At 68.9% G+C, this 13,493-nt stretch carries 12 protein-coding genes and 1 pseudogene; 7 read left to right on the top strand and 6 right to left on the bottom strand.

The window, feature by feature from the left end:
- Positions 1-173: 173 nt before the first annotated feature.
- From ACWCO2_RS25185 to ACWCO2_RS25175, 3 genes are all read left to right on the top strand, one after another.
- Complete coding sequence (locus ACWCO2_RS25185) at positions 174-1,397, top strand: MFS transporter (protein WP_450130222.1); 1,224 nt, start codon at positions 174-176, stop codon at positions 1,395-1,397.
- Between the two features lie 41 nt (positions 1,398-1,438).
- Positions 1,439-2,866 carry an Nramp family divalent metal transporter gene (locus ACWCO2_RS25180; RefSeq protein WP_450130221.1) on the top strand — a complete coding sequence of 476 codons (1,428 nt, stop codon included), beginning with the start codon at positions 1,439-1,441 and terminating at the stop codon, positions 2,864-2,866.
- Positions 2,867-2,932: 66 nt separating this feature from the next.
- Positions 2,933-3,868 (top strand): LysR family transcriptional regulator, encoded by a 936-nt coding sequence (locus ACWCO2_RS25175; RefSeq protein ID WP_450130220.1) that lies wholly within the window; start codon positions 2,933-2,935, stop codon positions 3,866-3,868.
- A gap of 146 nt (positions 3,869-4,014) precedes the next feature.
- On the opposite strand, the gene ACWCO2_RS25170 is transcribed toward ACWCO2_RS25175, so the two are convergent.
- Complete coding sequence (locus tag ACWCO2_RS25170) at positions 4,015-5,577, bottom strand: hydantoinase B/oxoprolinase family protein (RefSeq protein ID WP_450130219.1); 1,563 nt, start codon at positions 5,575-5,577, stop codon at positions 4,015-4,017.
- Positions 5,574-7,526 (bottom strand): hydantoinase/oxoprolinase family protein, encoded by a 1,953-nt coding sequence (locus ACWCO2_RS25165; protein ID WP_450130218.1) that lies wholly within the window; start codon positions 7,524-7,526, stop codon positions 5,574-5,576. Before ACWCO2_RS25165 ends, ACWCO2_RS25170 begins: the two co-directional genes overlap by 4 nt.
- A gap of 395 nt (positions 7,527-7,921) precedes the next feature.
- Between ACWCO2_RS25165 and ACWCO2_RS25160 the strand changes: the two genes are divergently transcribed.
- Genes ACWCO2_RS25160 through ACWCO2_RS25145 form a run of 4 tightly spaced genes read left to right on the top strand, consistent with a single transcriptional unit; the run spans position 7,922 to position 11,305 of the window.
- Positions 7,922-8,068 carry a hypothetical protein gene (locus ACWCO2_RS25160; protein ID WP_450130217.1) on the top strand — a complete coding sequence of 49 codons (147 nt, stop codon included), beginning with the start codon at positions 7,922-7,924 and terminating at the stop codon, positions 8,066-8,068.
- Between the two features lie 51 nt (positions 8,069-8,119).
- Positions 8,120-9,967 carry an ABC transporter ATP-binding protein gene (locus tag ACWCO2_RS25155; RefSeq protein ID WP_450130216.1) on the top strand — a complete coding sequence of 616 codons (1,848 nt, stop codon included), beginning with the start codon at positions 8,120-8,122 and terminating at the stop codon, positions 9,965-9,967.
- A complete protein-coding gene (locus ACWCO2_RS25150) occupies positions 9,964-10,788 on the top strand; it encodes a serine/threonine-protein kinase (protein WP_450130215.1) in 825 nt (274 codons plus the stop codon). The genes ACWCO2_RS25155 and ACWCO2_RS25150 overlap by 4 nt, the downstream gene beginning before the upstream one ends.
- Before the next feature lie 37 nt (positions 10,789-10,825).
- The gene (locus ACWCO2_RS25145; RefSeq protein ID WP_450130214.1) at positions 10,826-11,305 is read left to right on the top strand and encodes a VOC family protein; all 480 of its coding nucleotides are present in this window, start codon (positions 10,826-10,828) and stop codon (positions 11,303-11,305) included.
- A 50-nt stretch (positions 11,306-11,355) separates the two neighbouring features.
- Here the strand turns inward: ACWCO2_RS25145 and ACWCO2_RS25140 are convergent, their stop codons facing one another.
- The 4 genes and pseudogenes from ACWCO2_RS25140 to ACWCO2_RS25125 all read right to left on the bottom strand — a co-directional run bounded on the left by ACWCO2_RS25140 (position 11,356) and on the right by ACWCO2_RS25125 (position 13,410).
- The gene (locus tag ACWCO2_RS25140; protein ID WP_450130213.1) at positions 11,356-11,724 is read right to left on the bottom strand and encodes a VOC family protein; all 369 of its coding nucleotides are present in this window, start codon (positions 11,722-11,724) and stop codon (positions 11,356-11,358) included.
- A gap of 61 nt (positions 11,725-11,785) precedes the next feature.
- On the bottom strand, positions 11,786-12,037 hold the full coding sequence (locus ACWCO2_RS25135) for a nuclear transport factor 2 family protein (RefSeq protein WP_450130212.1): 252 nt from the start codon (positions 12,035-12,037) through the stop codon (positions 11,786-11,788).
- A gap of 34 nt (positions 12,038-12,071) precedes the next feature.
- A pseudogene (locus ACWCO2_RS25130) lies at positions 12,072-12,254 on the bottom strand (NAD(P)H-binding protein); the annotation flags it as partial.
- Between the two features lie 175 nt (positions 12,255-12,429).
- Positions 12,430-13,410 carry a sugar-binding transcriptional regulator gene (locus ACWCO2_RS25125; protein ID WP_450130211.1) on the bottom strand — a complete coding sequence of 327 codons (981 nt, stop codon included), beginning with the start codon at positions 13,408-13,410 and terminating at the stop codon, positions 12,430-12,432.
- Positions 13,411-13,493 lie beyond the last annotated feature (83 nt).

The raw sequence follows: 13,493 nt of genomic DNA, 5'->3' as shown, positions 1-13,493 counted from the left end.
CGGATGGCGGGTATGCGAAAAGTGCGCTTCTCCGGGGTGTGACGGCTGCTTATGGTCAAGCGCCGGAATTCGGCGGGAGATCTTCGCACCGCGGTCGGTTCCGGGCACGTTGGCCCTACTAGGACACCGCCGTCCGGGGGAACCGAATGAAGCCACCGAAGAGCATCCGTCGGATGCGCGTCCTGCTGCTCGTGATGTTGCTGCTCATCGGCATCGTCAACTACATCGACCGGAGCACGTTGGCCATCGCCAACCACAGCGTGCAGGACGAGTTCGGCATCGGCCCGACCGAGATGGGGCTGCTGTTATCGGTCTTCTCCTGGGCTTACGCCTTCGCTCAGCTGCCTGCGGGTGGGCTGCTCGACCGGTTCGGGCCGCGAAAGGTGCTCGGCGGCGGACTGCTGCTGTGGTCGGTCGCGCAGGCGTTCTGCGGGTTCGCCGCGAACTTCAAGCAGATGCTGTTCGGGCGCCTGTTCCTGGGAATCGGCGAGGCACCGGCATTCCCCGGTGGCGCCAAGGTCGTCGCCGACTGGTTCCCGCGCGAGTCGCGCGGGCTGCCGATCGGGCTGTTCAACACCGCTTCGACGCTGGCACCGGCCATCGCGCCGCCGCTGCTGACCTGGCTGATGCTCAGCTACGGGTGGCGGGCGATGTTCGTGGTGGCCGGGGTCGCCGGGATCGTGCTGGCGCTGATCTGGTTCGTCGTTTACCGGGATCGCAAACAGCTGTCCGCCGAACCCGAGCCCGCCCCGGAACCGGTGTCGCTGCGCGAATGGCTCGGCCTGCTGCGGCACCGCAGCACCTGGGGCATGATGATCGGCTTCTCCGGCGTCATCTACTCCATCTACCTCTACCTGACCTGGCTCCCGGCGTACCTGGAAGGCGAGCGCGGGCTGAGCGTGGCCGACACCGGCATGGCGCTCATCGTGCCCTACCTGGCCGGAACGCTGGGCATGCTCTCCGGTGGCGGTGTCGGCGATCTGCTGGTGCGGCGCGGGGTGTCGACCATGGTCGCGCGGAAGGTGCCGATCTGCGCCGGGCTGTTGCTCGGCGGGCTGTGCACCATCCCGGTGGCGCTCACCCCGAGCACCACGCTCGCGCTGGTGTGCATCTCCGCTTCGCAGTTCTTCATGAACAACGCCAGCGCCGGTGCCTGGTCGCTGGCCACCACCGTCGGCCCCGAGCGGATCACCGCGTCGCTGGGCAGCCTGCAGAACTTCGGCGGCTACTTCGGCGGTGCGTTCGCCCCGCTGATCACCGGGATCATCGTCGACCAGACCGGATCCTTCGTGCTCGCGTTGCTGGCGGCCAGCGGGATCGCCATCGTCGCCGCGCTCAGCTACGCGTTCCTGGTCGGCAAACCCGTCGGCATGCCCGAGGTCGAACCGAGTCGGTGACCCGAACTGTCCACATCAGACGTCAGGGTGAGGAGAAGCAGATGGTCGAAGCGAACCCGACCGATCCGGCGAAGGCCTTCCCGGACAAGCACATCCCACGTCCGCAGGTTCGCGACCTGCCGGAACCACCGGCCAAGCAGTGGCGGCTGATCGGTCCCGGCATCGTCGCCGCCGGGGTGGGGTTGGCCAGCGGTGAGTTCATCCTCTTCCCGTACATCACCTCGCAGGTCGGGCTGACCTTCGTGTGGGCCGGGATGCTCGGCCTGTTCACCCAGTACTTCCTGAACATGGAGATCGAGCGCTACACCCTGGCCACCGGGGAAACCGCGGTCACCGGCTTCAGCCGGCTGTGGAAGCACTGGGGCCTGGTGTTCGCGGTGATGGCCTACTTCGCGAACCTGTGGCCGGCCTGGGCGACCAGCTCGGCCACCCTGTTCACCTACGCCTTCGGCGGCGACGTCGCGGTGGTATCCGTGGTGATCCTCGTCGTCGTGGCGCTGATCCTCACCCTGGCGCCCGCGGTCTACACCGCGCTGGAACGGGCGCAGATGGTCAAGGTGGCCGCGATCCTGCTGCTCATCGTGATCGGCTCGGTGTTCGTCATCGGCGCCAACACCTGGAGCGCGCTGCCCTCGATCGTCACCGAACCGCGCTTCCCGGCCGCAGAACTGGGCTTCGCCGTGCTGATGGGCGCGCTGGCCTTCGCCGGTGCCGGTGGTGGCCAGAACCTGGTGCAGAGCAACTGGATCCGGGACAAGGGCTTCGGCATGGGCCGCTACGTGCCCAAGATCGTCTCGCCACTGACCGGGGAGTCCGAAGCGCGCGGCCAGGCCGGGTTCATCTTCCCGGCCACCGAGGAGAACCTGGGCCGCTGGCGGGCGTGGTGGCGCTTCGCCAACAAGGAGCAGGCGTGGACCTTCGTGGCCATCACGTTCCTGTCCATCATGTTCATGTCGCTGCTGGCGTACGCGACCGTCTTCGGCTCCGGCGAAGTGTCCAACGACGTGTCGTTCCTGCGCATCGAGGGCGAAGCGATGATGGCCGCGGCCGGAGGCTGGTTCGGCTACTTCTTCTGGATCGTCGGCGCGTTCTCGATGTTCGCCGCGGCGCTGGGCATCGTCGACTACACCAGCCGGCTGGCGGCCGACGTGCTGAAGACGACCTACTTCCCGAAGGTCTCGGAGAGCCAGCTCTACGCCGTGCTGGTGTGGGGTCTGGTGCTGATCGGCATCGTGGTGATCCTCGCCGGGCTCGGCCAGCCGCTGCTGCTGGCGACGATCGCGGCCTGCACGGGCGGGATGATGATGTTCATCTACTCCGGCCTGCTGATCGCGATCAACCGGAAGATGCTGCCCGGCCCGATCCGCATCCACGGCTACCGGATGGCGGCGCTGATCTGGTCGATCCTGCTGTTCGGCGTGCTCGCGGTGCTGACCGTGCACCAGCAGCTGGACAAGTTGTTCGGCTGACCGCGATCATCTGTCGGTTGCGGCGCACCGGACAGGTGGTGGCATGGACGACGCGGGGTGGTCGCGGTGAAGGCAGCGGAGGCGTACCGCTTCCGCATGGACTGGTTCATCAGCTTCGTCTCCGTGGTGGAGCACGGCGGGTTCTCGGCTGCGGCGCAGGCCCTGTACCGGTCGCAGTCGAGGATCAGCACCCACGTCGCAGAACTGGAACGCGCGCTGGGCGTGCGGTTGTTCGACCGCGCCTGCACCCCGGTCGAGCTCACCCCCGAGGGCCGCGAGCTGCTGCCGCATGCCCGCGGCATGCTGCAGCACCTCCAGGCGGCCAGCGACAACGCGTCGCACGCCGCACAGCGAGTGTGCGGGAAGGTGCGCCTGGGCGCATACCCCAGCGCGGCGGCGCACCTGTTCCCGTTCCTGCTGGAGCAGAGCGCGTTGCGGTACCCCGGTGTCGAGTTGGTGCCGTGGGAGGGCACGACGCTGGAGCTGGAGGCGGCGCTGCTCTCCGGCGACGTCGATCTCGCCGTCCGGCCGGTGCTGCCCGCGCCGACCAGTGACGCGTTCACCTGCCGGATGTTGTGGCAGGAACCGCTGGTGGCGGTCGTGCCTGATGAGGAGGCTCCGGCTGGCCCGCTGCGGCTGGCGGAGCTGGCGGGGCGGCCGCTGATCACGGTGGGGGACAACACCGCCCGCGGCAACGACAACGTCGAGACGGCGATGGCCTTCGAGCAGGCCGGTCTGGTGCCCGACGTCGTGTTCCGCACCAACCAACCGCAGACTCTGATCGCCCTGGCGCGCCGGGGAATCGCGGTCGGCGTGACCAACGCTCTGGCGATGCTGATGGCGAACACCGAAGGCGTCTGCGTCGTCCCGATCATCGACGCTACCCGGGGGCGTGAGGTCGCCTTGTGGTGGCGAACCGACAGAACTCCCACCCGGGCCAAGGAAGCGATCCACGCGCTCCTCGCGGAGGCACCGCTCCCGGCGATTCCCGCCGGGCCCTGACAGCGGGGCGGGAGGTCCCCAATTTCCCTAAAATTGGGGAATCTCGCACCGGGCGTGGGAAGCCTCCGGCCGCGTGGGTCGGAGGCTCCGCTGGGCCGGGGGTGCGAATGCTCCACGTGCCAGCGCGGAGCGCCCGGTCCGCAGCTTCAGGGTAACTCTCCCGCTGGCTTTCCCCAGCCCCCGCCGCCTGGGGTTTCGATGCGGATCCGGTCTCCTCTGCGCAGCGGCCAGGTGCCCTTGGCCGGGAGGTCCTGCTCGGTGCCGTCGGCGCGGATGAGGACGTTGCGGCCCACCGCGCCGGGGTGACCGCCCCGGGCGCCCGGAGGCGATTGGCTGCGGCGCTCGGACTGGATCGTCAGGGTGCAGTCGGCCAGGGCCTCGATCTCGCGCACTAGGCCTTCGCCACCGGGGTGGTGCCCCGCGCCGCCCGAGGACGGGCGCAGCTCGTAGCGCCAAACCCGCAGCGGGTAGCCGAGTTCCACCGCCTCGGCCGGGGTGTTCTGGGTGTTGGTCATGCCGGTGTGCACGCCGGACATGCCCGCCCGGACGGGGGTTCCGCCTTCGCCGCCGCCGAGCGTCTCGTAATAGCTGAACGCCGGGTTGCTGCCGCCGATGAGCAGGTTGTTCATGGTTCCCTGGCCAGCGGCCGGAACGCGGTCGGGGATCGCCTGAGCGAACGCGCCGAGCAGGACGTCCACGATGCGCTGGCTGGTCTCGACGTTGCCCGCCGCCGTCGGCGCCGGGAACGTCGGGTTGACCACGGTGCCCTCGGGCGCGGTCACGCGCAGCGCCCGGTAGCACCCGGCGTTGGGCGGCGCGTCGGGATCGGTGAGCATCCGCAGGACGAACATCGACGCCGACAGGGTCACCGCGAACACCGCGTTGCAGTTCACCGGGATCTGGCCGGCGGTGCCGTCGAAATCGATCGCCACCTCGTCACCGGCAACGGTCACCGCCGCCCGGATCGGCACGCCGTCGCCGATCTCCAGCACGTCCTCGTTGCGGTAGCAGCCGTCAGGGATCTCGCGGATCGCCGCGCGCACCCGGCGGTCGGAGTAGTCGCACACCGCAGACATCGCCGCGCGCAGCCGCTCCGAACCCATCCGGTCGGCGAGTTCCCGCATCCGCACCGCGCCGACGTGATTAGCCGCGAACTGGGCGCGCAGGTCACCACGCCGTTCGCCGGGCGTGCGTGAATTGGCTGCGATCAGCCGGACCACGTCCTCGCGTTCGCCGTCGGCGTCGGCGATGCGCACCGGTGGGATCCGCACGCCCTCCATCGCGATTTCGGTGGCCGACGCGGGCATCGAACCCGGCGCCGCCCCGCCGACGTCGGCGTGGTGAGCGCGGTTGGCCACGTAACCCAGCAGCCGGTCGCCGTCACCGACCGCCGCGACGATCGTCAGGTCCGGCAGGTGGGTCCCGCCCAGGTACGGGTCGTTGACGCACACCTGCGCACCCGGTTCGAGCTGACCGCAGGTGTCCAACACCGCGCGGACGCTGGCGGGCATCGCGCCGAGGTGCACCGGGATGTGCTCGGCCTGCGCCACCATCTCGCCGTCGGCGTCGAAAACCGCGGCCGAGCAGTCGGCACGCTCCTTGATGTTGGGGGAGTAGGCGGCGCGGCGCAGGGCCACGCCCATCTCGTCGGCGACCCCGGCCAGCGCGTGCCGGAAGACCTCGAGTTCCACCGCGGACAGTTCGGTCATGTCAACCGCACCACCAGGTTTTCCGCGTCGTCCACGACCGCCATCTCGCCATCGCCGAGCAGCGTCGTGGTGTCGGGCTGTTCGACCAGCGCCGGGCCGGTGATCTCGTCGCCCGGGCGCAGGCGGGCGCGCGGGACGACCTGGGCGCGCACCGTCCGGTCGCCGATGCCGATTTCGCGGTCCGTCTTGGGTTCTGGGCTGCCCTGGTCCCAGTTCCCCGGTGGGGCGGCGAGCACTGGTTCGCCTTGGGCGACGACGCGCAGCGTCACCACCTCGACCGGCTCGTCACGCATCTCGTAGCCGTAGGCCGCGCGGTGCGCGGTGTGCAGCAGCTCGGCGGCGTCGGTTTCGCCGGTCACGTCGATCCGCAGCTCGTGCGACTGGCCCGCGTAGCGCATGTCGGCCACTTTGGACAGTTCGATGCTGGTTGTCACACCTTGCTTCTCGAGCTCGTGGTGCGCTTCGTCGGCCAGTTCGTCCCAGAGCTTCGACAGGTCGTCCCCGGCGCTGGACAGCACGGTTCGCGAGGCCTCGAATCGGGGCGGGGCCAGCAGGAGGCCGAGCGCGCTGAGCACGCCTGGAGCGGGGGGAACGACGACGGCCGGGCAGCCCAGCTCGAGTGCGAGCGCCGTCGCGTGCAGCGGGCCTGCACCACCATAGGCGACCAGCGCTAGCCCGGACGGGTCGACACCACGCTCGGTGCTGACCCTCCGCAGCGCTCGTGCCATCGTTGCCCGGACCACCGCCAGCACGCCTGCGGCCGACTCCGGCAGCCCGGACAGCACGCGGTGTGCTGCGTCGGCGTCCAAGCGCAGGCCGCCGCCGAGTTCGCGGGCGGGATCCAGGTGCCCCAGCGCGCAGTGCGCATCGGTCACGGTCGGTTCCTGCCCGCCCGCTCCGTAGCAGGCGGGGCCGGGGTCTGCGCCCGCTGAACGCGGTCCTACCCGCAGCGCGCCACCGGTGTCCACCCAGGCGATCGAGCCGCCCCCGGCACCCACGGTGTGGATTCCGACTGCGGGAGTGCGGAACGGCAGTCCAGCGATCTCCGAGGCGGTGGAGACCTCGGGGTGCCCGTCGCGGATCAGGCAGACGTCGGTCGAGGTGCCGCCCATGTCGAAGGCGATCGCGTCGTCGAACCCGGCTGAGCGCGCCACCGCACCGGCCGCCACCACGCCGGCCGCCGGTCCGGACAGCAGGGTGTGCACGGGGGCGGTGGCGGCGAAGTCCACGCCCGCGGTGCCGCCGCTGGAGGTCATCACGGTGATCGTGGGATCGGGCAGGCGGGTTTCCAGGTTCGACAGGTAGCGGTGCATCACCGGCTCGATCGCCGCGTTGAGCACGCAGGTGGACGCCCGCTCGAACTCGCGGAACTCCGGCAGCAGCGTGCTGGAACGAGTGATCGACACACCCAGTTCGCCCAGCGCGGTGCACAACCGCCGCTCGTGGTCGTCGCACGCGTAGGAGAACAGCAGGCTCACCGCGATCGCCTCAGGTTCCAGTCGACGCATCGCGGCCACCGCGCGCTCGATCTCGTCGTCGGTGAGGGCGATGATCGGCTCGCCGTCCGGGCCCATCCGCTCCTCGACCGTGATCACCAGCTCCCGCGGGATGAGCGGCTCGGGTTTGGTGGCCGACAGGTCGTAGAGCGCGGGGCGGTTCTGCCGGGCGATCTGCAGCACGTCGGTGAAACCTGCGGTGGTGACGAACGCAGTGCGCGCGATCTTGCGCTCCAGCACGGCATTGGTCGCGGTGGTGCTGCCGTGCGGAAGCAGGCGCAGGGCGCCGTCCGGCAGGCTTTCCGCGACACCGCGTTGAACCCCTTCGGCGGGATCGGACGGGGTGGTGGGCACCTTCACGGCCTTCGGCCGGTGGCCGGGGGCGTGCAGGACGACGTCGGTGAACGTGCCTCCGACGTCCACCCCGGCACACGCCTCGAACTCGCCCGGCATCACGCCACCCGCCCAACAACCCCGGCCTCCGGCCGCCAGCGGCCGGGGCCGGCCGTTCCCCGGTCCGAACGCATACCTGAAGTCCACCGGTTCGAGGACGGTGGCGCAATTTCAGAACCTGTCCTGCTGAGAGCTGGTCGTGGGTGTGCAAGCACGCTTGTGCACCCACCGGCGGGGAACAAATGCTCTACCTCCGCGATGACTCGCGAGCGAGGCTGGGGGACGACCTGTACAGATGCGATTTCGAGGGGAAGCGACCAATGGCGCATGCCTTGTTCGCCGCGCACCTGCCCGCAAGCAACAAGAACCGGGACAGGTCTCGGAGCCGGCACCGGACACGCAGCCGGGGCAGCCGCATGACAGCCCACACGCACCGCTGAGAGGGGGAAACGGTCATGGTCAAGGGTTTGTTCGTCGCACACGGCCCCGCCGCCACCAACGACTGGGACCGCAACCGCAGCGACCGGGACCACTACCGCGGTCAGCGGTGGACGTCGCAGAAGCGCCACGGCAGGACGGACTACTCCGCAATGGGTCGCTGATCCACTGACCGGCGGCGGTGCCCACGCGGACGCCGCCGCCCACCACGTCTCATGAGTCTCATCGTTTCGTTGCTGGCCCGGCTGCGGGCCTTGCTGAGCGTTCCCGGGGCGGAAACTGATGCCCTCGTCGAACAGGCACCAGCGGTCGGCGTGCGGGAGATCTTCCGGAGGTTCTGGCCCTACGCCCGCCCGTACCGGCGTTGGTGGGCGTTTGTGGTGCTGCTCGTCCTGATTGGGCCGCTGCTGGACACCGCGACGATCTGGATGTTCAAGATCCTCGTCGACGACGTCCTGGTACCCCGCGACTTCGGGCTGTTCTTCGCCCTCGGCGGCGCCTACCTGGGAATCACGGTGCTGGCGGGGATCGTCGGCTTCACCGACGAGTACCTCTCCACCTGGGTCGCCGAGCGATTCCTGCTCGATCTGCGCACCGACCTGTTCGGACACCTGCACGGGCTGTCCATCGGGTTCCTGGACCGACGCAAGGTCGGAGACACGCTGTCCCGGCTCACCGGCGATGTCGGCGCCATCGAGAACCTGGTGCTGTCCGGGACCGTCCAGGCGCTTTCCTACCTGTTCAAGATCGTGCTGTTCACCGGTGCGCTGTTCGTGCTGAGCTGGCGGCTGGCCGTGGTCTCGCTGATCGCGGTACCGGCGTTCTGGCTGGCTGCGCGGTACTTCTCCCGCCGGATCAAAGCCGCGTCGCGCGAGAAGCGGCGGCGCAGCGGGACGATCGGCGCAGTCGCGGAAGAAAGTCTGAGCAACGCCGCACTGGTCAAGGCCTACGGACGCGAGCGCGCCGAAACCGAGCGGTTCCACCGGGAGAACCTGGGCAGCTTCGCCGCCGAGTTGGTCGCCACCCGGCTGCACGCGCTGTTCAGCCCGCTGGTGGACCTGCTCGAACTCGGCGGGGTGCTGCTGATCATCGGGCTCGGCACCTGGGAGCTGACCCAGGGCACGATCACCCTGGGCGGTCTGCTCGTATTCCTCGGCTATCTCAGCCAGCTCTACAGCCCGGTGCGCGGGTTCGGGCGGCTGACCAACACCGTCTACGCGGCCTCCGCCGGCGCCGAGCGAATCATCGAGCTGCTCGACCAGGTCCCCGACGTGCGGGATCCGGCCCACCCGCGCCACCTGGGCCGAGCACGGGGCGAGGTGGCCTTCGACGCGGTCAGCTTCCGGTACCAGAACACCGACCGGGACGCCATGCACCGCGTCAGCTTCGCCGTCCGGCCCGGTCAGGCGTTGGCCCTGGTGGGTGCCAGCGGATCGGGCAAGTCCACGGTCGGCAAGCTGCTGTTGCGCTTCTACGACCCGGATTCCGGCGCGGTGACCATCGACGGGCTGGACCTACGCGCGGTCGAGCAGCAGGAGGTGCGGCACAACATCTCGGTCGTGCTCCAGGACGTCCTCGTGGTAGACGCCAGCGTCCGGGACAACATCGCCTGGGGTCGTCCAGAAGCCACCGACCGAGAGGTCGTGCGGGCCGCCCACGCGGCTGACGCGCACGAGTTCATCACCGCGCTGCCTGACGGCTACCGCACGACGGTCGGGGCGCGCGGCAGCCTGCTCTCCGGCGGTCAGCGGCAGCGGATCGCCATCGCCCGCGCGATGCTGCGCGACGCCCCGATCCTGCTGCTCGACGAGCCCACCGTCGGCCTCGACGCGGCTTCCAGCGCGCGGGTGCTGGAACCGTTGCGGCGCCTGATGGTCGACCGCGCCTCCATCGTCATCGCGCACAACCTGATGACGGTGCGCGAGGCAGACCAGATCCTGCTGCTCGACGACGGCCGGATCGCCGAATCCGGCACGCACACCCAGCTGATGCGCCGCAACGGCCGCTACGCGTCGCTGTACCGGCTGCAGCAGGAGGAGACCGTGGTGCAGGAGCTGGCATGACCGCAGCAAAGCCGCTTGGCCGAGGGCAGGAGCTCGCGCCCGGATACCTGGTGATCGAGCACATCCGGCGAGGCGAGTCGTACGACACCTACGACGCCTGGAGTGTTCAGCGCTACAGCCGGTGCTTCGTCAAGGTGGTGCGGCCGGACTTCGCCGACGATCGCGAGATCGTTGAAAGTCTCGCGTTCGAGGGAAAATTGCTGTTGGCCTGCACCCACCCGTACATCGTTCGCGCCTACGAGATCGTGGCAGCGGCCGACGGATCTCCGGTGCTGATCATGGAGACGCTGGGCGGGGCGACCCTGGACAGTCTGCTGGACGACGGCAAGCGCAAGCTCACCGTCCACGAACTCGGCCACCTGGGCCAGCAGCTGTGCTCGGCGATCCGCTACCTGCACGACCGCGGGTACCTGCACCTGGACCTCAAACCGGGCAACATCATCGCCGAGTTCGGCCGAGCGCGAGTGCTCGACCTGGGGCTGGCCCGCCCGCCGGGGCCGAGGCGCGGCGGAGCTGGAACACCGCGCTGCATGGCGCCGGAACAGGCCCGAGGCGGCCTGGTCGGGCCACCGGCGGACGCCTGGGGGATCGGCCTCGTCCTGTACGAATCGGCCACCGGCATCCAGCCCTTCGACGTGCCGGAACCCGATGAGTACCCCCAGCTGACGACGACGGCACCACCCGTTCGATCAGCGCGGCGCTTGCCCAAACCGCTGGCCGACTCGATCGACGGCTGCCTCCACCCGCAACCCGACCAGCGCCCGACGTTGCAGCGCCTCCACGAGCTCCTCACCGAGGCGACCGGCGACGAGAGCCCGTGAATCGGGGCACTCGCGCACCTTCGGTTGGTTTGACGGGGTGTTGTGGGGTGTGGTCTGCTGGCGGGCAGCGTCGCGTGCCGGTGGCGGACAGCGTCAGGCATGGAGGCGTCGTTTCGAAAGGTCTTCAATGACCGTTCTTTTCAATCACACCATCGTCGCTGCGCGCGACAAGCAGGAATCCGCTTCGTTCTTTGCGGAGATGTTCGGCCTCTCGGTGGGCGAACCTGACGGTCCCTTCCACACAGTCGATCTGGGTGCAGGCGTAACGCTCCTGTTCGCCGAGCCGCCCATCGATTTCCCGCCGCAGCACTACGCCTTCCTCGTCACCGAGGAGGACTTCGACGGCATCTACGCCCGGGTCCTGTCGGCCGGACTCGAGCACTGGGCGGATCCGCAGCAGAAGTTCCCGAACCAGTACAACACCAACCACGGTGGTCGAGGGATTTACTTCTGCGATCCGTCAGGGCATTACCTGGAAGCGCTCACCCAGCCCTACGGCACGGATCAGCAGAACTGACCGAAGTGGACGCTCCGCCCGGTGCGTGCTGCCGGGCGGAGCGTCCCGGGCTACGGCGTTCTGGTCAAGAGCTCCATGACGTGCCCGTCGGGATCGTCGAAGTAGACGCCTCGGCCGCCCCAGCGGTGGTTGATCTCGCCGGGATTCTGGTGGCCCGGGTCGGCCCAGTAGGCGATCCGCGCGTCCCGGATCCGGCCGAAAGCTGCGTCGAACTTGGCTTCGTCGACCAGGAACGCGTAGTGCTGCGGCTGCACGTCAGACTGGGTCATGTAGTCCAGCGTGACCGAGTTGTCGAGTTCCACCGGCACGAACGGTCCGAACTCGGCACCGATCTCGACGCCGAGAATGTCGGCCAGGAACCGTGCGGATTCGTGCTTGTCCCGCGCTCCGACGATGGTGTGGTTCAGTTCGATTCCCATGATCACTCCCCGGCCGGTTGCGAAGTGTTCTGCGCGAAGGCCGGCGGCGCACCGATCGGGCTCAACTGGATTCCGGCCAACAGCCACCGGTCGCCGCGGCGAACCGCGATGTGGTGGAACGGAATTCGCCGTCAACAGTATTCCCGCGGTACGCCCCGCGTTGGGTGTGCACGCCGACGGAAATCGCGCAGTCGCCGTGGTCGCGCACCTCGGCGTCGTGCCAGTCGAGAGCCTCGGTGACCAGGTCCCCGGTGCGGTAGCGCGCCAACCACTGCTCGCGGTCCAGCACGAACTCCAGCGGCCCGACCAGCACGAAGTCTTCGGTGGTCAGCGCGGCGAGCGGCCTCGGCGAGGTTGATGTCGTGCGTCGGATGCGGTGCGCTGCCGAGCTGCTGCGAGGTCATGAGGAACGCGCGGTCGACGCCGCGGAATGCTTCATCGAGGCTGGCGGGGGCCTCGGCGTCCCTGTAGACCGCCTCGACACGGTCGGGAGTGCGGGCCTCGTCCGGCCGTCGTGTCATCGCTCGCACCGGGTGTCCGGCAGCTGCCAGTGCGCTGGTCACCTCCGAGTCGACGTTCCCGGTCGGTAGAACCCTCGACCGACTGCGCGCCGACGTCGTTGCGGAGTCGTGAGCAGTCGAGGTTGGGAACTCGGACCTACCGCTTGCGTTTCTGGTACGTGGTTCCTGGCTCAGCCTTGGGTCGTTACGCCAGCGGGCGTTCGGCGATGTGGTTCAGGAGGATTTCGGCGACTTGGGCGTCGGTGATCAGGGTGGTGACCACTCTGGAGCGCAGGACGGCGTCGATCGCTCGTGCTTTCGGTTCCGTGTAGCCCAGGGCGATTACCTCGGGGATCTGGCTGAGCTGTTCGTGCGGGATAGCGAGCACGTGGTAGGCCAGGCCCGTTGACATCGCATTGCCGTCCGCGTCGAAGAGGCGTGCGGCGATCTCCGCCATTGCGCCGCGGTCCTGGATCGCGTCCCGCTCCGGTTGGCTCAGGGCGTCGTAGACGGTGGATTCGTCGGGTCGCCAGGCGCCGATGCTGACCACTGCTTTGGTCAGGTGGCGGAACTGGTCGAAGGTTTCGGCGATGCCCGGTTGGTTGCGGAGTATTTCCGTGGTGCGGCGGTCCGGAAGCACCAGCGGTCCGTAGATCGGGTACGCGGAGCCGCCGGAGATGTCAGCCAGCCTGCCCACCGTCTCCACCGACCGGTCGCGCATGTCCATGCCCGCTTGCACCCCGCACAACTGCACGATTGGGCACTTCGGCAGCGTGCGGACCGCATCCGCCATGGCGTTGACCGACCGGGCCCAGGACAGGCCGATCACATCTTCGGTGGTGGCGGTCTCGGCCAGTAGATCTGCTGCCAGCGCGCCGATCCTCCGGCGCAGCTCGGGGCGTTCGGCCTTGGATTGCGCTCGATTGAGCACCAGAACCCGGCGCAGCCGGTAGCTGGTCCGCACCGCCTCCGACAGCTCGAGGTCGATCGGCACCGGAAGGTCGAACTCGACCCGGACCAGGCCCGTTTCCTGCGCTGCGGTGAGGATCCGGGCCACTTTGAACCGGCTGATCCCGAATTCCTGGGCGATCTCCAGCTTGGACCGGCCCTGGACGAAGAACCGGTGCGCGATGGATGCTGCCGTGGCCGTGTCGGTCAGCCTCGCGCGGATCTTTCGGGTGCTCATATGAGCATCCTAGAGAGGAAATGTTGACGGGATGTACGCAATCATCCTTCAATTCTCGGCGAGTTGCCGGAACGAACGGCCCA

Source organism: Saccharopolyspora sp. NPDC002376 (assembly GCF_053593195.1).
Note: the sequence above shows the minus strand (reverse complement) of the source record. Positions and strands in the feature narration are given on the sequence as shown.